Origin of the sequence: Bacillus sp. LK2, assembly GCF_001043575.1 — a bacterium.
GTDB classification, from domain to species: Bacteria; Bacillota; Bacilli; order Bacillales; family Bacillaceae_G; genus Bacillus_A; species Bacillus_A paramycoides.
Genome location: NZ_LDUK01000002.1, coordinates 111,373 through 131,975, shown reverse-complemented (window position 1 = coordinate 131,975; position 20,603 = coordinate 111,373). Strand labels below are relative to the sequence as shown.

Annotated in this window: 16 protein-coding genes and 1 riboswitch; of the genes, 9 read left to right on the top strand and 7 right to left on the bottom strand. The window is 37.5% G+C overall.

Features of this window, described 5'->3' with window-relative positions; genetic code table 11:
• The first annotated feature begins 148 nt into the window (after positions 1-148).
• Positions 149-1,306: an acyltransferase gene (locus VK90_RS02510; RefSeq protein ID WP_048370229.1), complete on the top strand. Its 1,158-nt coding sequence runs from the start codon at positions 149-151 to the stop codon at positions 1,304-1,306.
• A gap of 42 nt (positions 1,307-1,348) precedes the next feature.
• Positions 1,349-1,729 (top strand): VOC family protein, encoded by a 381-nt coding sequence (locus VK90_RS02505; protein WP_048370227.1) that lies wholly within the window; start codon positions 1,349-1,351, stop codon positions 1,727-1,729.
• Between the two features lie 57 nt (positions 1,730-1,786).
• Here the strand turns inward: VK90_RS02505 and VK90_RS02500 are convergent, their stop codons facing one another.
• Positions 1,787-3,787, bottom strand: a complete 2,001-nt coding sequence (locus VK90_RS02500) for a YhgE/Pip family protein (RefSeq protein WP_048370225.1) — start codon at positions 3,785-3,787, stop codon at positions 1,787-1,789.
• 135 nt (positions 3,788-3,922) lie between these two features.
• Between VK90_RS02500 and VK90_RS02495 the strand changes: the two genes are divergently transcribed.
• The gene (locus VK90_RS02495; RefSeq protein WP_048370222.1) at positions 3,923-4,807 is read left to right on the top strand and encodes a LysR family transcriptional regulator; all 885 of its coding nucleotides are present in this window, start codon (positions 3,923-3,925) and stop codon (positions 4,805-4,807) included.
• Positions 4,808-4,874: 67 nt separating this feature from the next.
• On the opposite strand, the gene VK90_RS02490 is transcribed toward VK90_RS02495, so the two are convergent.
• Together VK90_RS02490 and VK90_RS30090 are read right to left on the bottom strand one after the other, a co-directional pair.
• Positions 4,875-5,960 (bottom strand): hypothetical protein, encoded by a 1,086-nt coding sequence (locus tag VK90_RS02490; protein WP_048370220.1) that lies wholly within the window; start codon positions 5,958-5,960, stop codon positions 4,875-4,877.
• Between the two features lie 88 nt (positions 5,961-6,048).
• On the bottom strand, positions 6,049-6,198 hold the full coding sequence (locus tag VK90_RS30090; protein WP_002174240.1) for a hypothetical protein: 150 nt from the start codon (positions 6,196-6,198) through the stop codon (positions 6,049-6,051).
• A gap of 245 nt (positions 6,199-6,443) precedes the next feature.
• On the opposite strand from VK90_RS30090, the gene cydA reads away from it, so the two are divergent.
• Both cydA and VK90_RS02480 read left to right on the top strand, forming a co-directional pair.
• Positions 6,444-7,799 carry a cytochrome ubiquinol oxidase subunit I gene (gene cydA, locus VK90_RS02485; protein ID WP_048370217.1) on the top strand — a complete coding sequence of 452 codons (1,356 nt, stop codon included), beginning with the start codon at positions 6,444-6,446 and terminating at the stop codon, positions 7,797-7,799.
• Positions 7,792-8,817, top strand: coding sequence for a cytochrome d ubiquinol oxidase subunit II (locus tag VK90_RS02480; protein WP_002174242.1), 1,026 nt, complete (start codon positions 7,792-7,794; stop codon positions 8,815-8,817). The genes cydA and VK90_RS02480 overlap by 8 nt, the downstream gene beginning before the upstream one ends.
• A 451-nt stretch (positions 8,818-9,268) precedes the next feature.
• Here the strand turns inward: VK90_RS02480 and thiC are convergent, their stop codons facing one another.
• A complete protein-coding gene (gene thiC / locus VK90_RS02475) occupies positions 9,269-11,029 on the bottom strand; it encodes a phosphomethylpyrimidine synthase ThiC (protein ID WP_048370215.1) in 1,761 nt (586 codons plus the stop codon).
• Positions 11,030-11,141: 112 nt separating this feature from the next.
• A riboswitch (TPP riboswitch) is annotated at positions 11,142-11,257 on the bottom strand.
• Between the two features lie 71 nt (positions 11,258-11,328).
• Positions 11,329-12,987, bottom strand: coding sequence for an L-lactate permease (gene lldP / locus VK90_RS02470; protein WP_048370213.1), 1,659 nt, complete (start codon positions 12,985-12,987; stop codon positions 11,329-11,331).
• 298 nt (positions 12,988-13,285) lie between these two features.
• Here lldP and VK90_RS02465 point away from each other — a divergent pair, with 298 nt between their 5' ends.
• Positions 13,286-13,603 carry a DUF4870 domain-containing protein gene (locus VK90_RS02465; RefSeq protein ID WP_048370211.1) on the top strand — a complete coding sequence of 106 codons (318 nt, stop codon included), beginning with the start codon at positions 13,286-13,288 and terminating at the stop codon, positions 13,601-13,603.
• A 198-nt stretch (positions 13,604-13,801) separates the two neighbouring features.
• On the opposite strand, the gene VK90_RS02460 is transcribed toward VK90_RS02465, so the two are convergent.
• Together VK90_RS02460 and VK90_RS02455 are read right to left on the bottom strand one after the other, a co-directional pair.
• Entirely contained in the window at positions 13,802-14,293 is a 492-nt protein-coding gene (locus tag VK90_RS02460; protein WP_002174246.1) for a metal-binding protein, read from the bottom strand.
• Between the two features lie 50 nt (positions 14,294-14,343).
• Complete coding sequence (locus VK90_RS02455) at positions 14,344-14,709, bottom strand: YkvA family protein (RefSeq protein ID WP_002174247.1); 366 nt, start codon at positions 14,707-14,709, stop codon at positions 14,344-14,346.
• A 529-nt stretch (positions 14,710-15,238) separates the two neighbouring features.
• Here VK90_RS02455 and VK90_RS02450 point away from each other — a divergent pair.
• The 3 genes from VK90_RS02450 to VK90_RS02440 all read left to right on the top strand — a co-directional run bounded on the left by VK90_RS02450 (position 15,239) and on the right by VK90_RS02440 (position 20,490).
• Positions 15,239-17,167 carry an LTA synthase family protein gene (locus VK90_RS02450; RefSeq protein WP_048370208.1) on the top strand — a complete coding sequence of 643 codons (1,929 nt, stop codon included), beginning with the start codon at positions 15,239-15,241 and terminating at the stop codon, positions 17,165-17,167.
• Positions 17,168-17,650: 483 nt separating this feature from the next.
• Positions 17,651-18,535 (top strand): D-amino-acid transaminase, encoded by an 885-nt coding sequence (locus tag VK90_RS02445; protein ID WP_082147753.1) that lies wholly within the window; start codon positions 17,651-17,653, stop codon positions 18,533-18,535.
• A gap of 215 nt (positions 18,536-18,750) precedes the next feature.
• A complete protein-coding gene (locus VK90_RS02440) occupies positions 18,751-20,490 on the top strand; it encodes a C40 family peptidase (protein ID WP_048370203.1) in 1,740 nt (579 codons plus the stop codon).
• The last annotated feature ends 113 nt before the right edge of the window (positions 20,491-20,603 follow it).

Genomic DNA, 20,603 nt, shown 5'->3' with positions numbered 1-20,603 from the left:
TGTTGTGATTTGTCGAAACGTCGACATATTTGATTTTGCATCGATATAATTCCATCCCGCCACAAATTTGTTGCAATCTTCACAAATATTACACACCTCTCATCCCTCCTCCGTACTATAATCATGTATGGAAAAGGAGATGGACACGATGACACAAAGCGCACCAGAATTTAAAGTTTTGCAAAGCATTGCATTTCTTGCTGTCGTTTTGCAAAGTTCCTTATTATATACAATGAATCAAGGGAACATCTTACTTGAGCAATCCCTCATTATGGGTATGTTATTTAATCTCGCAAAGTTTTCAGCACCTGCATTCATATTTATCGTCGGATTTCACTTAATTCGGCAATATACGAAACAACTCGTTTATACAGAATATATTTATGAAAAAGCCTCACATTTACTTATTCCTTATTTCTTCTGGTCTATTCTTTACCTATTAACAACAAATGAAATCGTTACAATGCAAAGTGGAATAAAAAGTTTATTACTCGGAACGGCCGCACCTCATCTTTGGTACGTAATTATGATGTTCCAAATTCACTTATTGTTCCCTTTACTATGCACACTATTTTATTGGTTTCAAAAACGAACAGAAAATAAAAAAGACATATATAAATATATGACCATTTTCGCTTGTCTATATTTTCTTTTAATGTGGTACTCTTCCCACTACATTTTCAATGGAGAGAAATTGACTAACTCAACCATTTTACATTACACAGATCGTTCTTTCTTCTTCTATTCATTCTATTTCGTTATGGGAGGAATAGCAGCTGTAGCATTAAAAACTTGGCGCTTATTTGTAATGAAACATATCCCTCTTGTGACAATCTTATTTTTCGTTTTATTTTTATTTATCAATTATGAGTTATTTAGTTTTTATGGTGCAAACTCTATTCATTTAACTGTTTCTACCTATTTAAAACCATCAATGTTTCTATATATTGTATGCGAAATTATCATACTATACGTGCTATCTATTACAATTGTACAGCGACGTGGTTTCTTATATAAAGCTTTACGATTTATCGGGAATTACACGTACGGTGCTTATTTAGCTCATTTTTTCTTCTTGCAACTATGCACAAAATTTCTTTCCTTATTCGCCCTGCAAGAAAACACAATATTATATAGCCTATTACTATTTATAGTAACGGCCACAATTTCTCTTGCAACTATGTTTATTGTTAGCATACTACCATTTCACACGTGGATTACAGGACCTTCGCCTACAACGAAGATGAAATGGACGAGGATTTCAATCCGAAAGAATCATGAAAAAGTATTTAAACAATATCTCTGATATAATAATGTTTCATATGAGAAAAGAAAGTGAGAGACAGCTATGATCAATCAAGTTGGACAAATTATGTTATATGTAAACAATCAAGATGAGGCAGTACAATTCTGGACAGAAACAGTAGGATTCCAAATCATTGCTGAAGAAAATAACGGACAAGGATTTCGCTGGATTGAAATCGCTCCAACAAAAGAAGCAGCAACAAGCATCGTCCTTCACGATAAAGCGTTAATCGCAAAGATGCAACCTGAATTAAACTTAAATACCCCTTCATTAATGTTCTTCTCTAATAACCTAGATCAACTCTATAAAGATCTTTCTGAGAAAAACGTCACAGTTGGGAAAATTATGAACTTACCTACAGGTAGAGCATTCAACTTTGCTGACAGCGAACAGAATTACTTTGCAGTTATGGAAAAGAAATAAGAAAAAGCTATCCGAAAAGGTCGTAATGAAACCTTTTGTACGGATAGCTTCTTTATATTATGAAACTTGCTCTGCATTCGTTTCCTTATGCTGTATATGACTCGTGATCCAGGCAATTCCACCAGCGACAACAAGATAGCATAATAAAATTAAAATTTGCATTCGTAATTGCGACCAATCCCCTAACGAGATAACATCTTGTAATCCTCTAAGAGAATGAGACATTGGGAGAAACTGTCCAATTTTGCTAAGCACTGCTATATTTAACTCTCCTGGGAAAGTACCTCCACTCGTCGCTAATTGAAGGACGAGAAGCGTTACCGCTGCAAATTTCCCAACAATGCCGAATACCGTTACTAACATAAGAATAAATGTCATGAACGTAAAGGAAATAATAATACTTGATAACACGAACAGTGGTACACTTGCGACTTCTAATTTCATAAATCCAAGCACAACCGCATCTACAAGGAATGCTTGAATTAATCCAATTAAATATACTAAGCCTAATTTATTTATAAAATGTACCGTCCCGCTTACCTTCATATTTTGCCTACGTCCAAGAGGTAAAATATTCGATGCCATAATTCCACCGACATAGAATGCCAGTGATAAGAAATATGGCGCAATTCCTGAACCGTAGTTAGGTACGTCAGAAACAGTTGACTTCACTAATTGAACTGGCTCTGAGAACATCGCATTACGCGCATCATCATTACGAACATTCGCTATCTTCTCTGCGCCTTCTCCCAATTTCGTAGAAAGTTCCTTCGCACCATCGTCGAGCTTAATAAGTCCATCTGTTAACTTTCCAGCGCCATTATTTAGCTCCGTTCCGCCACTCGCAAGATGATTTACACCTTCTTGTAATGATGTAAATCCATTTCCCCACTTCGTGAATCCATCAGCTAAATTTGCCGCACCATCTGCTACTTTTTTTGTTCCACTCGTCGCTTCATTTAATTTAGCTCCGAATGTATTCATACCTTCTTCAATCTTATGCTGCCCGTCAGTTAACTTCCTCGCACCTTGCGTCAATTGTTGTTGACTAGCATTTAATGTATTTGTTGCTTTAGCTAATCCGCTAGAAGTAGCAACAATTTGCTGAAAGGCAGGGTCTTGCTGTACTTCTGGATGATTTTTCGCGTACTCTTCTAATTGCTTTTTGACCGCATTTGCCGCTTCATCTGCCTTAGCCTGTCCCTCCGCTAACTTTTCATTTCCGCTTATCCATTCATTTGTTCCAGCACTTAAATTACTAACTCCTTCTTGTAGCCCTTTCTCACCTTCCGTTAGCAACTCCATTCCATTATGAAGAGATGTTGCTCCCTGGCTCAGTTCATTCGCTCCTCCGGTTAACGCCCCTTGGCTAGCCGCAAGCTTATCGCTACCTTCTTTCAACTGATTTGCACCATCACTTAAACGGTTAATACCACTAGAAAGCTCATTAATTCCGTTTTTCGCGTCTGTCGTTCCCTCATGCAATTTTCCAGCACCATTACTTGCATCATTCAAACCTTGCGCCAAATCTTGAAACTTTGAAAAGACACCTTCTGTATAAGACTTTGTAATGCTATTTGAGATTTTTGTTTTCATATTTTCAACAGCTGTCGTTCCAATTTGAGCTGCTACAAGGTTTTTACCTGGATTTACTTTATATTGTAGCTGTGCCGGCTCTGGTTTCTCATCCATTAGTGTACTTACCTTTTTCGAGAAATCTTCTGGAATTGTAACGACCATATAATATTTATCTTCTTTTAACCCTTCATCGGCATTTTTTTCTGATACGAAATGAAAAGCTAGTTCCTTGTTTTCTTTTAAATTTTTTACAAAATCGTCTCCAGCGTGGATCGCTTTTTCATCCATCACAGCACCTTTATCTAAATTAACAACCGCAACAGGTAATTTATCTAATCGTCCGTATGGATCCCAATATCCAGCTAGAAAGAATCCCGCATAAATTAAAGGAACAATTAGTAAAAAAATTAAAGCGATACGTCCATGTTTATGATTCCACATCGCCTTCCAATCTTTAAATATAAGTTGAATTCCCTTCATGAAAAATACTCCTTCTTCTAATTTAACACTCTTCGAATGGTTTAACAGATTTACTATACACGTCACCTTTCATACTGTATAATACATCTTTAATTATCAATTCATTCCTTTTGGTCTATAGAAAGGAGATTCAAAATGGAACTTCTTCAATTAAAATATTTTCAAACTGTTGCACGGTTAGAACATATGACGAAAGCTGCCGAAGAATTGCACATTGCACAACCTTCACTCAGCAAAACAATTGCTAGACTAGAAAAGGACTTAGGTGTCCCTTTATTTGATCGCCAAGGTCGAAAAATTACACTAAACTCTTTCGGAAAAGTATTTTTAAAGCGAGTAGAACGTATTTTTCATGAATTAAGTGAAGGAGAACGAGAAATTAAAGATTTAGCAGAATTACAACAAGGCTCTATTACACTAGCCGTTTCTATCCCGAGAATATTACCGGAACTCCTCGGTTCTTTTTTATTAGAACATCCTAACGTACGATTCCAACAATTCCTCGCATCTACTCCTTCTATGAAACGGCAACTAGATGATAAGGAGATTGATTTTTGCATTTCCTCTGTGCCAATTGAAGGAGAAGAAATTGTTTGGGAACCACTTATCACAGAAGAAATTTTCTTAGTCGTCCCTTCAGGCCATCGATTATCAAACCGCGAAAGCATTCATCTGCATGAAGTAAAAGACGAGCCATTCATTAGTATGAACACTGGTTACGGATTCCGACACTTAACAGATGTATTTTGTAACGAAGCTGGTTTTACTCCGCATATCGCGTTTGAAGTAGATGAACCAACCGTTATTAGCGACCTTATTAAACAAGGTCTTGGCGTCGCCTTTGTCCCAAGCTTAACTTTATTGAAAAACTCTACTTTAGCATCAAATAAGCTACGTATTATTGAACCCAATTGCGAAAGAACAATCGGCTTAAGTTGGTCAAAGAAACGTTACTTATCAAAAACTGCCCAGCAATTTCGTAAGTTTGTTATCAAGTACTTTTCTACTATTAGTACATGAAATTATAGCGACTTATCAACAAATAACAACAAACATAAAAAGGTGCCATCCCCTAGGATGGCACCTTCTATTTCTTACTCTTCTCCAGTTCCATTTCAGCTAGAAGTGGCAATACATTATCGAATATATGTGTATTATTATTTTCACCTGTTACATATCCACCGTAATATCTACTAAATACATTATCATTTCGGAATGTAGTCATCCGTTCATACAATTCCTTAGCAAACTTTGTATCACCTGTTTGTAGTACATACAAAATAGTTAAACCGTAAGAGGCTGGTGATTCATAATTCACAGCTTGTTTTCCCGTTTCTAAGTTATAGCGACCGTATAACTTTCCATCCTCGTGGAATTTCTTCTTTATAAATTCCAAATAAGCATCTGATGAAAGACCACCTAGACTACGATGGTAAGCAACGTACGATTGATCAATAAGATTCACTTCTTTATCATACGTAAATGTACCATCTTCTTTATACTCTTTCGGAAATGCCCAACCGTTTCTCGGATAATTAGCTAAAAACTGAACAACTTCCTGATATTGTTCAGCAGAAATTTTTCCGTACCTTTTCATATAAGAGAATGCATGAGGATTTATGTAAGATGTTGTTGTAAATTTATTTTGTCTACCTGCATCTACGTCATAATAATCAACATAATAATTATCTTTTTTATTATACCGAAGTACAGCATCGCTCAATTGATCTGCCAAATGTTTATAACGCTCTTCCTTGTACATTTCATAAGCCCGATATAATTGTTCAATAATACGAAGGTCATCTATAAGTGCATTTGTGGCTGACTGCATTTCCCCTTTTTCAGAGATTTTCCATAAAACGATATGATCCTTATGTACAAAATAATTTTGAATGACCTTTACTTGTTCATCGAATAATGCTTGATCATCTTTATCCAGCGTATACTGTAACCATAATCCTGCCGATTCCGATAAAGCTTCGTGGCCTTTCGCCTCACCTGTTCCTGCCTTTGTATCTGCTAAACGGTACGTTGCAAGTGTCCCATTTTCATTTACCATATGCCTTAAAATAAAACGTTCCGTACGATTTCCTTGTAAAGCCGCCCAAAACACACTTCCTCCTAAAGCAAGTAAGACAATAATTCCAATCCCTATATATACACGTTTTCGCAAACTTTTCACCTCCCTAGTAAGACTAACCTTAATTTTATTAGAACATACACAAATATAAAAAAGACAATCCTTTAGATTGTCTCCTCCATTATCCTTCACAAGCTTCTTTAGAAGGTCTATATAGCGATTCCACAAGTCGATCGTATTCACGACGCGTAATTTCTTTATTATACAACTTTAATAATAAATCTCTATGCTCTTTTGAAAATGCCATCTTTTTAATGACTTCAGGATACATAAGACACCCTCTCCATTTCACATAAACTTCTTCATTCTATAAACGTAACACGCCTAAACAGAACTTATGTTCGCATAAAAGATTATAAAATATTACCGATTTTTATATTTCTTTCTCTTTCGAATATTTCAAAATCATATTACCATACTCACTTTTTAAATACACACATATTTTTGGTAGTTTTTTTGAATAAATCTTCCAATTCAATCAGAAAATAATGGCAAAAAGAGAAGAGGAGCATACATATGGATACTGTAACATTAGCAAGGGCCTTTTTCGGTTCTTCACTAGCATTCCACATTATCTTTGCAACGCTTGGAGTCGGACTGTCTTTAATGATTTTTATAAGTGAAATATTGTATCACTGGAAGAAGGATTCTGACTATGCCATTATGGCAAAAAGATGGACAAAGGCTTTTGCCATCCTTCTCGGTGTAGCAATTCCAACTGGAACAATTGTAGGTGTGCAAATTTCACTTCTTTGGCCTGGCTTCGCCAAAATTGTTGGTCAAGTTATTTCCGTTCCCTTTCAAATTGAGATTTTCGCCTTCTTTTTGGAAGCTTTATTCATGTCTATTTACGTATATGCAGCTGATAAACTACCTCCATTTATGAGGTTAGTCTCGCTCTTTTTCGTTATGCTTGGTGCCACTGCATCCGCCGTGCTTATTACATCAGCAAATACATGGATGAATACACCAGCGGGCTTTTCAATGAGTCCGGATGGCTCAGTTTTTAACGTTGATCCGTGGAAAGCTTTCTTTAATCCGAGCTTTGGTACAAGTGCATTCCACGTTGTTATTACGGCATATGCAACTGGAGCAGCAGTTATCGCCTCTATCGCCGGATTTAAATTATTGAAACGAAATATAAGCGCACGTGAAATTGCTTATCATAAAAAAGGATTACTTTTAGGACTTGTCGTTACTTTCATTACTGGTGCTACGATGTGGCTTTCAGGGCACGAATCTGCTATCGCCTTACATAAACATTCACCCGAAAAACTAGCATCTGCTGAAGCTTTATTTGAAACGACATCACATGCTCCTCTATCAATTGGCGGGGTTGTTGATCCTAATACCCTTGAACTAAACTATGCACTCGAAATTCCAAACATGCTCAGCTTATTAGTAGGACTCGATCCTAGTACCGTCGTAAAAGGGCTAAATGAATTCCCGCAAGAAACGTGGCCACCATTTTATACACATACGCTTTTTAATTTAATGGTCGGCTCTGCTACATTTACCTTTGCTGTCGCAGCTATTGCCCTCATGTATTGGTACTTTGTTTATCGAAAAAAAGGAGCGGAGTTACCGAAATGGCTTCTTTGGGCGACTGCTGCATGTGGACCTGTTATGATGCTCGGGATTGAATTCGGATGGATTTTCAGTTGTAGTGGTCGCCAACCATGGACAATTTATGGCATGCAACGTACGTTAGATGCTGCTACACGTGCCGATTTCGTCGGTCCTTTATTTGTCCTATTCATCATTTTATACATCGGACTCGCTATTTTAACAGTCTTTGTACTACGGACATTCTTTAAGAGACATCCGCTAAAGAACGATTTACATCAACAAGGAGGCGATTCTCGTGCATGAGGAAAGCATTGCAATCATCATCTTATGGGCTCTTATTTTCGTATATAGTATATTAGGGTCCATTGATTTTGGAGCTGGTTTTTGGGGCATGGTATACGCTAAACATCCGACACTCGCTGCAAAGCTTGCCAATCGGTACTTATCACCAACTTGGGAAGTAACAAATACGTTTCTCGTCTTTGTCGTAGTCGCTTTTCTCGGTTTCTTTCCAAAAGCAGCCTTTACCCTTGCAACGGTTATGTTTGTACCAGTTATGTTAATTTTAGTACTCGTTGCGATTCGAAGTACATTTATGGTATTTGCTTACTCTTTGCCGAAATACCAACATCTTCTTCGTATTATTTCAGGTATTACTGGACTCTTAATTCCAGCTCTATTAATTACCGTTCTACCCGTCACAGAGGGCGCCTATATTACAATGTCTGAAGGAAAAGAAGTGCTCCTTTATGGAAAGCTTCTTTCTAGCCCCGTTATATATTGTTATATGCTCTTCGGACTAACATCGGAACTATTTCTCTCTTCTCTCTTCCTTGCTGATTTTGCGAGAGAACAAGGTTCTGAAGATACGTACCGAATTTATAGAAGAAATGCCATCATACTTGGTCCCGCAACGCTTGTTACTGCTATTATTGCTCTCGTTGTAATGGACCCTAAAACACACTGGCTTATGCAGGGATTAATAAAACAATTCCCATGGTTTACAGTTTCTATCGTTTTATTTGTTATCGGCTATTCCTCCCTTTGGTGGACAAATAAGAAATACAACACACTAGGCTTCCCTCGTATTGCAGTTTTAGCTGTTGTCGCTCAGTATGCATTTGCAAGCTACGCTTACGGCGTCGCACATTTACCATATATCATTTACCCAGATGTAACTGTATTTACAAGCTTTACGACGACCGAAACATTTTATGCATTGCTTATTCTTTACGCAATCGGGATTGCAATTTTACTACCAGGATTTATTTTCTTCTGGAATTTATTCTTGAAGGATCGAACTTTTTTGAAGGAAAAATAATAAAGTGAAACTTTAATCAGTGGGGGTTTTGTTCATCCCCCACTGATTATCAGCCCTCACCAATCGGGCTTTTACGAGCAGTTGATCTCCCACCTAACTCCTTTGCTTTACAGCCGAATTTTGAGGTGGGAGTCTTACTGCCCGTTAATGCGGGATAGATGAGGGGCATTCAAACATAGAATGCCCCTCATTTATTAGACACCTCTCCTAATAGTTATTTCACTACTATGCATACTTGCCTTATATCTAAAAAAACACATATTCACATCATTCCATTATACGTCTAGTTCTTCTTATTTTTTGCTGAATATACTACCAGTACAAACTTGAGACAAGCCACGTTTGTTCAAGGGAAAATAGAAGCCCCCTTTGCTACCGTCTTAGCAAAGGGGGCTTCTTCTATATTTAAGCTAGGTACAGTGTGATCAATCAAGTAAAGAGGTGTAACTTATTATTGATATAAATGACTACCAGTTTCTTTAAATTGTTCTGCCTTCTCTTTCATTCCTTTTTCAATTGCTTCTGTCGTTTCTAAATCATTTTCTTTCGCATATTCACGAATATCATGTGAAATTCTCATACTGCAAAACTTCGGTCCACACATCGAACAGAAATGAGCTGTTTTCGCCCCTTCTGCTGGCAACGTTTCATCATGATACTCCATCGCACGTTCAGGATCTAAAGATAAATTAAATTGATCGCGCCAACGGAATTCAAATCGCGCTTTTGAAAGTGCATCATCACGCTGATGAGCCGTTTTATGCCCTTTCGCAAGATCGGCCGCATGCGCAGCAATTTTGTACGTAATAACCCCTTCACGAACATCATCTTTGTTCGGCAAACCTAAATGTTCTTTCGGTGTTACATAGCAAAGCATCGCCGTTCCAAACCAGCCGATCATCGCTGCACCAATTGCTGATGTAATATGGTCATAACCTGGTGCGATATCAGTCGTTAACGGCCCAAGTGTGTAGAACGGCGCGCCCTGGCAAATATCAAGTTCTTTCTCCATATTCTCTTTAATTAAATGCATCGGTACATGCCCAGGTCCTTCGATCATAACTTGCACATCATGTTTCCAAGCAATTTTCGTTAATTCACCAAGTGTCTCAAGCTCTGAAAACTGTGCTTCATCATTTGCATCTGCAATGGAACCTGGACGTAACCCATCTCCAAGAGAGAACGAAACATCGTACTGCTTCATAATTTCACAAATTTCTTCAAAATGAGTATATAGGAAGTTTTCTTTATGATGGAATAAACACCACTGCGCCATAATAGAACCACCACGGGAAACGATACCTGTCGTACGCTTTGCAGTAATTGGAATGTAACGAAGTAATACACCAGCGTGAATCGTAAAGTAATCAACGCCTTGCTCCGCTTGCTCGATTAACGTATCGCGATACACTTCCCACGTTAAATCTTCTGCAATCCCGTTTACTTTTTCAAGCGCTTGATAAATTGGCACTGTTCCAACTGGTACCGGAGCATTACGAATAATCCACTCACGTGTTGTATGAATATTTTTACCTGTAGATAAATCCATAATCGTATCCGCACCCCAGCGCGTTGCCCATGTCATCTTCTCTACTTCTTCTGCAATGGAAGACGAGACAGCTGAGTTTCCGATATTTGCATTTACCTTCACGTGGAAATTACGTCCAATTATCATCGGTTCTGCTTCTGGATGGTTAATGTTGGCCGGCAAAATTGCGCGTCCTTCCGCAATTTCCTTACGAACAAACTCTGGCTCTACCCCTTCACGAATCGCAACATATTCCATCTCAGATGTAATAATGCCATTACGTGCATAATGCATTTGCGTAACATTTGCACCTTGCTTCGCTTTAAGCGGCTTGCGATTCATTTGCGGGAAAACAGGTGTATGTTTTGAAGCCACCTTTACACCGTCATCCTCGGGTTTAATTTCGCGCCCTTCATAAGCTTCCACATCACCACGCGTGATGATCCAAGAGTGGCGCGGCGTTGGAATCCCCTTTTCCAGCTCCACTTTATACTCAGGATCCGTATAAGGGCCACTCGTATCATACACACGGATTGGCGGATTTGGGATGCCGTTCGTGTCGCTTTGTTCAATCTCGCGCATCGGTACTTTCATACCTTCACGTGGTCCATCCACATATACTTTTTTACTCCCTGGTAAACTCGATTTCAATTCAATTTGCTCAGCTGAAACAGACTGTTTCATAACCTTTATTGCCCCCCTGTTCGTGACAAGGACGAGATATGGCCAGCGTATGCCAAAATAAAAAGAGCCAGGTCCATAAAAAAATAAGGACCTGGCTCATAAAGACATAATTATGTAAAGCCGTTAACTTCCCTACGCTGGTACGAGCCAGATCAGGTCCAAAGGGTTAAGAAGTTCACACGCTTCTCTCTCAGCCTACGCATACGTTAGGCACCCCTAGTTTATCACTGATTTAATTTTCAATACTTTCCCATCATACACGATAATCTGAAAAATGCAAAGGTTAATTCTTTTATTGTTTACGGAATCATCCAAGTCAAATAATAAGCCTGCACATACGTCATAATCCCAACAATAATAACGAAGAATAAACTATGCTTCACCGTGAAACGGAACAGATCTGATTCTTTCCCAGCAAGACCAACTGCCGCACAAGCAATCGCAATCGATTGCGGAGAAATCATTTTACCTGTTACACCACCTGTTGTATTTGCTGCAACGAGAAGCACTTCAGATACGCCAACTTGCTGCGCTGTGATTGCTTGTAAATTCGAGAACAGTGCATTCGCTGACGTATCTGATCCTGTTAAGAATACGCCAATCCAGCCTAGGAATGGTGAGAAGAACGGGAATAATCCGCCAGTTCCTGCTAGCGCTAACGCTAATGTAGAAGATAAACCAGAATAGTTTGCGATAAATGCGAATCCTAATACGAATCCGATAGATAGAATTGGCATTTTCAGTTCGTTTAATGTTTCTTTAAATGTTGCTACTGCATCTTTTGCACTCATTTTCAAAATAAAGATAGAAATGATACACGCAATTAAAATCGCTGTTCCAGTCGCTGATAAAATATCTAATTTCAAGATTGCTTCATAAGGTGTTGGTTTATTTACAATAGGCTCTGCTTTCATTACTAAATTGTGCAAGCCTGGAATTTCAAACTTAAATACAAGACTTTCTAAAGCGCCGCCTGGAGCGAATAATGCTTTAAAGAAACTTTGGCTCCAAATGACTACCATCACAGTTAAAATAATGAACGGAGACCATGCTTTTACTACTTTTCCTACTGTTAGTTTCGGCATAGATGTCACCGTCGTTGCTGCTACTTCGCTATTCGCTTCTTTAGACTGATAAATTTCTTTCGGCTGCCAAACTTTTAAGAATAGCGATAAACTTACTAAACTTACAAGTGCTGACGTAATATCAGGAAGTTCTGGCCCTAAAAACGTCGCTGTAATAAACTGTGTAATTGCAAATGAACTACCCGCTACAAATAAAGCAGGCCACGTTTGTCTTACTCCTTTAAAACCGTCCATTAAAAATACGATAAAGAATGGAACAAATAAAGATAAGAATGGTAATTGATGCCCAGCCATTTGTCCGATTTTATGCGGATCAATGCCTGTTACTTGTCCAGCAACTGTAATCGGAATCCCCATTGCCCCGAACGCTACTGGTGCAGTATTTGCGATTAAACAAAGACCTGCTGCATATAAAGGATTTAATCCAAGACCTGCAAGAAGCGCTGCCGTGATCGCTACTGGTGCACCAAATCCTGCTGCCCCTTCTAAAAATGCTCCAAATGAAAATCCGATTAAAATAACGAGTAATCGATGGTCATTTGTAATTGATAATACAGATGCACGAATGACATCAAATTGACCTGTTTTCACAGATATTTTATATAAAAATACCGACATAATGATAATCCAAGCAATTGGCCATAATCCGTATAAGAAACCATACCCGGTTGCTGCCATTGCCATTGTGAACGGCATTTTATACGCAAATAACGCCACCAAAATTGTTAATACAACTGTAATAAATCCTGCCACATACCCCTTCATGCGGAAAACTGCTAAAGCTAAGAAAAAAAAGATAATTGGAATAAGTGCGACCGCTGCGGAAATCCAAATGTTACCGAATGGGTCATAAACTTGTGTCCATGTGTTCATTGTTCTCTCCCCCTCAATAATCCCCTTTTAAATAAAATATAACCTTATCAATAGACTATCAGGTCATCATACCTTTCATCCTAAAAATAAAAAACGTTTAAGAAAACGTTTTCACTAAGTTTCATTTCTACTTTAACATATCATTTTCCATTAAAAAAGATTTTTTTGAAAATTTTATTATCTCGCGTGAAAATCTTACAAAAACGTCACGTTCTTGTAAGGTTCATCGATAGGAAGCTAGACAAATTTCCTGCATAATAAAAGTATAACAACGGACATTATTTATGAGGTGATATATATGAACGGAAACAAAATACTAGCAGCTTTATCATACTTTAGTGTACTATTTACGCCTATCTTATTCCCTATTATCGTTTGGATTGTAGGCGATTCTGAAACAAAGCCACATGCGAAACGAGCTCTATGGACACACATAATTCCAAGTATCGCTACATTTATCGGTTTAATGATTCTAGGAATTATGGGCGTTGGATCTGAACAACCTGATGTAACATTTGGAATCGGAGCAATGATTGTCTTATGTATTTGCGGAATCATTAGCTTATACTACTTCATTTGGAACATCGTAAAAGGTATTAAAGTACTGAAAGCTTAATTTTAAACAAACGTTTAATTAAAAAAGGACACTTGCAATTTGCAAGTGTCCTTTTTCCCGCTATTTGCGGGCAGTAAGACTCCCACCTCGAAATTCAGCTGGAGCAAAGAAGTTAGGTGGGAGATCCACTGCCCGTAAACACCCGATTGGTTCAACTAATAATCAGTGGGGGATGCCCCCACTGATTAAAGTTTCACTTTATCTTCTGCGTTTCTTCTTTTTTCTCATCATTTTCTTTCGGCGCGTATTCACTTTATCCGCTATAATATGGAGTGTACTCGCCACAACAATTCCCATTACAAACGTTACAATTTCAACTTCATGTTCCTTCGCAATCTCTATTAAATTTCCGTCCAATGCTATTACATTTAATAGGAATAAAAACGGAGAAAACACGATTAACATGTATGCAATACGAATAATATCACCAATTATAATCGTATGTGTGAAAAAGGAACGATGGGGCATTACGCTCCTATATGGATACCAAAAAATGCGGAGGAATCCCCATTTATTATACGCATTACTGTACGTATCTAAATCCGGTGTTAAAAATGAAGTACCTACTAAAAAGCCAATTGCAAAAGTTAATAAAAAATCAAAATTTGTTAATCCATACGAAAAGAGCATAAACAAAACAACTGGAAGAGATATTAAGTTTATTTTCGTATGCGTTCTTCCTGATGGCATAATGCACTTCCTCGCTTACGTTCGCCCTATCATCCTATGACAGTTCTCACCTATTGATCTAATTTTTGATCGATAAATGATGTGTCTATATCCGAACTAAACCATTCTGCCAACTTCACTCGTGCCTTATCTTTCACATCTTCATTTACGTATATCGATGCTTGTAATAGTGCGGCCGTTAACGCACCCAAATCATCCGTATAACCAATTCCAGCAATGAAATCCGGGATTGCATCAATCGGTGCAATGAAATAAGCAAGTGCTCCAATTACAATAATTTTCACTCGTTTTGGAACATCAGGTCTTTGCAAAACGTAAAACAATAATAAACTCGCATAAATTACCGACTGCCCTGCCTGCTTTGCAACATGTTTTATTTTCTTCCAAAACGCTTCAGCTGAAAATTTTTGTTTCATTCAAAAGCCTCCCCATTCTTCAAAAGAAATAAGCTACAATATGTTATTGTTATCAGTAAAAGTTCATCAAAATTACACATAATCTATCAATGAAATTTTATTGTAACAAACAAACTCCAAAAGAACAAGTGTTCGTTAATTTTTCCGTATTTTCCTTCATATAATAGTTTTCTAGTCAGCCACCTAAAACTCTTTATTCCATATTTCTCAACAAAAAACTTTCAATTTTTGTTATATATTCTAGTTGACGAGCATATAAACGAATGTTAAAGTTTTCTCTGGTAGTGACAAACCACATACAAAAAATGTAAAATGTTATAGTGTTTCTCAGAAATGAATTTTGTTGTATAATACAGAAATGACGTTATGCTTATGAGCAACACAAGAAACCAAAAAGGGTATGCATAGTTAAAGTCGTATATGGGTGAATATAGAAACTCTAATTATGGCCAAGAAAACTATGTATTTTTTATTTTAACATTTTTCGCTCCAAAATCGACCAAGCCTGATAGAGAAAGGGTGGAAGTGAATGAAAGAAACCATGAAATCACAATTTCAAAATGTGCGTTTCACTTTATTCGTAGCTTTGGCCGTATGGCTAAAAACCTACATCATTACACGCACAAGCTTCGATTTAAAACTTGAATCTTTTATGCAAGAATTCATTTTATTCATTAGTCCATTAGCAGCATCATTACTGTTTGTGGGTCTTGCATTATTTGCAAAAGGGAAAAAACGGAACTATATAGCACTGGGAATTAATTTTGTCTTAACGTTCATTCTTGTTGGTAACGTAATGTTCTACGGATTCTACAATGATTTCGTTACTTTACCAGTACTAGGACAAACATCTAATTTCGGGAGTTTAGGTTCTAGTGTGAAAGAATTATTGAACTTCAAAATTATCCTTGCATTTGCGGATATTATCGTATTCTTCATTCTATTGAAGAAGAAGAAAAATTTTGCACCGACAGAGCGTGTAGCACGTCCGATGCGTTCCCTATACTTCGTGTCAACAGTTGCTATTTTCTTCGCAAACCTAGGACTTGCAGAAACTGAACGTCCAGAACTATTAACTCGTTCATTCGACCGCGTTATGCTTGTTAAAAACTTAGGATTATACGTACACCAAGTATATGATCTTGGCTTACAAGCAAAATCAAGTTCACAAAAAGCATTTGCTGATGGTAGTAAATTACAAGAAACAGAAAACTACGTGAAAACAACACAAAGTAAACCAGATCCAAATATGTATGGTGTTGCAAAAGGGAAAAACGTAATTGTTGTCTCTCTTGAATCATTACAAACATTTTTAATTGGTGCGACAGTTAACGGACAAGAAGTTACACCATTCCTAAACCAATTTGCGAAAGAAAGTTATTACTTCGATAACTTCTTCCATCAAACTGGACAAGGTAAAACATCTGATGCTGAATTCTTAGTAGATACTTCACTATATCCACTAGACCGCGGTGCTGTATTCTTCACACACGGTAACAACGAATATACAGCAACTCCAGAAATTTTGCGTCAGCAAGGGTATCACACATCAGTATTCCACGCAAACAACGCAACATTCTGGAACCGTAATATTATGTATCCGGCACTTGGTTATGATCGTTACTACAACGAACTTGACTACAAGATTACGCCAGAAACAAAATTAAACTGGGGACTAAAAGATATCGAATACTTCGATCAGTCTATCGATATGTTAAAACAAGTGAAGCAACCGTTCTATACTCGCTTCCTTACTTTAACAAACCATTACCCATTCACTTATGATGACAGTACGAAATTAATCGACGAATACAATTCTGGTGATGGAGTATTTGACCGTTACATGGTAACAGCTCGCTACTTAGACGAAGCGATGAAACACTTTATTGAACGTCTAAAAGCAGAAGGTCTTTATGACAACTCTGTAATTGTATTCTACGGTGACCACTATGGTATTTCTGAGAACCATAACCGTGCAATGGCACAGTTCTTAGGAAAAGAAGAAATTACTACATTTGACCATATGAACTTACAAAAAACACCGATGTTTATTCACGTTCCAGGTCAAAAAGAAGGTAAAACAATTTCAAAACCAACTGGTGAAATTGACATTAAGCCAACTATTCTAAATTTACTTGGTGTAGATTCTACTAATGACGTTCGATTTGGTCATGACGTATTCTCACCAGATAATAAAGGATTTGTTGTTCTTCGTGACGGTAGTTTCATTACAGATAAGTATATGTACACAAACAGTACATTCTATGATCGCCAAACTGGTGAAGTTGTACAATTACCAAAAGAAGAAGCTCAACCACTTATTGATCGTGCACAAAATGAGCTGAACATGTCAGACAAAATCATTGAAGGCGACTTACTTCGCTTCTCTGAAAGCAATAAGATCAAAACTGGTGAAGTAAAAACGACTATTAAAGAAGAAAAGAAGAGCGCTGAGTAATCTCAGCCTCTTTTTTATATTTCTCTCTGTAACTTCTTCTATACATTAACTTTAAAATTACATAACCTTCACCGAATATTTACACTACATTAATGAAGCATCTTTATAATAAAATGTGTAAACAAGGTTCCACATATTTCTTTTCTCTCATCTTCAACAAGATCCCTTAGAGAAATATGCGCATCATTTGTTTTCAACTTTCTTATTATTGTCTTTCAAAGTGTTTTGTTTACATAAACTAAACCTTTAAAGACGATGTCCCTATGCAAGATAGCTACCCTCCTTGTGCAGCATTCCATCGAATGTTGCTTTTTTTATTTCAAAAAGCAGGATTCTTATTTCTCATTTTCGAATTTGTATATACAAAATGCTATAAATCATCGCTATTTCTCTAATATTTACAAGTACGTATACGTCATATGTAGAGAATCACTTGCATAACAGTAACTATAGTGATTTTTTTATTTGTGTACTCATGAAAGGATGGGACGGAAATTGGCATACGAAAGATTTGTACTATGGAATGATGCAGTTATTGATACAACGAAACAAAAAACGTACATAGAGCTGGAAGAAAGAGGCTTACAATTTGGGGATGGTGTCTATGAAGTTATTCGCCTCTATAACGGAAACTTTCACTTATTAGATCCACATTTAACAAGATTATATCGCTCCATGGACGAAATGGAATTATCACTCCCTTTCTCAAAAGCAGAACTCATTATATTACTCTACAAACTAATTGAGAGTAATAATTTCCACGAAGATGGAACGATTTATTTACAAGTATCTCGTGGTGTACAAGCTCGTGCACATGCATTCTCATATGACACATCCCCGACAATCTATGCTTATATATCCAAAAAGGAAAGGCCTGCTTTATGGATTGAATATGGTGTACGCGCCATATCAGAACCTGATACTCGTTGGCTTCGCTGCGATATTAAATCGCTAAATTTATTACCAAATGTATTAGCTTATACGAAAGCTGAACGCAAAGGATGTAAAGAGGCACTTCTCGTACGAAATGGTAATGTTACTGAAGGTAGCCAATCTAACTTCTTTCTCATAAAAAACGGAACGCTATATACGCATCCAGCTAACCATCTTATTTTAAACGGAATTATTCGTCAGTACGTCCTTTCTTTAGCTAACACCCTTCAAATTCCTGTGCAAGAAGAGCTTTTCAGCACTCGCGATGTTTATAACGCAGATGAATGCTTTTTTACAGGAACGACTATTGAGATTTTACCGATGACCCACCTTGATGGAACTGCGATTCAAGATGGGCAAGTTGGTCCTATCACCAAATTACTACAAAAGTCATTTTCTCAAAGCCTTTTAAAATCCAACATTCCATCTTCTTAAATACGAATAATCTCCTCTCTTTCTACAACAAATATATGTATTTAAATAAAAATCAAGGTGTGAATTTATGCCTTGATTTTTTCTTGTAATCTTTTTGTCATATTCAGATTCCCGTATAAGTCTTGACAGTAATCGACATGCCTTTTAGAATTTTTAATAGTTGGTAAATATTTCTTCACTACACTACATTACAGACAGAAAGGAATCGACAAATTATGAAAAAATACCTTGCCGGTCTTGCGGCAGTGTCTGTAGCAGGAGGAGCAGCACCTACACTTGATAGCGTTCAAGCTGCCCCAGAACAAAATACACAAAAAGCTGCTACACAAGCTGTCCAAGCTTCCGCATCAAACAGTTCATCGTATACGGTGAATGCTGACGTATTACATGTTCGTGCAGGATCAAGTACTTCTCACGACATCATCACTCGCGTTTATAATGGTCAATCATTAAACGTAATTGGAGAAGAGAATGGTTGGTTCAAAATTAACCATAATGGTCAAACAGGCTATGTTAGTGGCGAATTTGTATCAAAAAACGGAGCAACAAATAACAACGTAAGCACAGGTGGAAACAATAAAGTTACTGCTGATGTATTACGTGTACGTACAGGTCCTAGCACTTCTAGTTCTGTTTCAGGACGTGTATATGAAGGACAAACTTTAAACGTTATCGGTCAAGAAAATGGTTGGGTAAAAATCAAGCATAACGGACAAGTCGGTTACGTAAGTAGCCAATTTGTATCAGGTGCTTCTTCAAATACGGGTTCTACAAACAGTAATAACAATGAAGCAACTGTTCAACCAGCAAGCGGAAACTATACAGTAAATGTATCTTCCCTTCGTGTTCGTACAGGTCCTAGCACTTCTCACCCAACTGTAGGTTCTGTTAAACAAGGACAAGTAGTACAAGTTGTAGGCGAAGTTCAAGATTGGTTCAAAATCAATTATGCAGGGCAAACAGCTTACTTAAGCAAAGACTACGTAACAAAAGGCGGTTCTAACGAAAACGTCACTCAAGGTAACAACCAAGGGCAAAATAATAATGTAACTGTTCAAACTGGCGGTACTTACGTTGTTAACGCAACATCCCTACGTGTTCGTACAGGTCCTGCTACTTACCATAGCGTAATTGGTGGCGTATTAAATGGTACGACATTAAACGTAATTGGATCTGAAGGTAGCTGGTTTAAAGTTAACTATCAGGGAAAAACAGGCTACGTTAGTAGCGAATTCATGAAATTCGTTAAAGGTGGCACTGCTACTCCTGAACAACCGAAACAACCTGAACAACCTGAACAACCTGAACAAGGTGCAATTGGTGACTACTACATTAATGCTTCTGCACTAAATGTACGTAGCGGCGAAGGTACAAATTATAGAATCATAGGCGCACTTCCACAAGGACAGAAGGTTCAAGTAATCTCTGAAAACTATGGATGGAGCAAAATTAACTACAACGGTCAAACTGGTTACATCGGAACACGTTTCCTATCTAAAACACCAGTTGGGGGCGCAGTAGATAATAAACCTAACAATAACCAAAATAACAATCAAAACAATAACAACAATAATAATACAAGCAATAATAGCGGTGACAGTTCTTCTCTACTTGCATACGCGAAATCTATGCAAGGCGTACCATACGTTTGGGGCGGTACTTCTGCTAACGGTGTTGACTGCAGTGGTTACATCTACCACGTATATAAGAAATTCGGCCATAACATTAGCCGCCAAAGTGTTGCGGGATATTGGAGTAGCTTACCACAAACTTCAAGTCCACAGCCAGGTGACTTAATTTATTTCAAAGACACTTATAAAGCAGGTCCTTCTCACATGGGTATCTACCTTGGGGGCGGGTCATTTATCCAAGCTGGAGATAAAGGTGTAGCAATCGTTTCATTAAGCAACTCTTATTGGAAAAGCCATTTCTTAGGGTATACGAAAGCACCTTAAGTTATAGCTTCAGAGCCTTCTAGTTTACTAGAAGGCTCTTTTTTAAAGGTTTTAATATATGAATCCCTCTTATTCTATTTCTCACGAAAAAATTATGTGTTCATTCTTCCCTT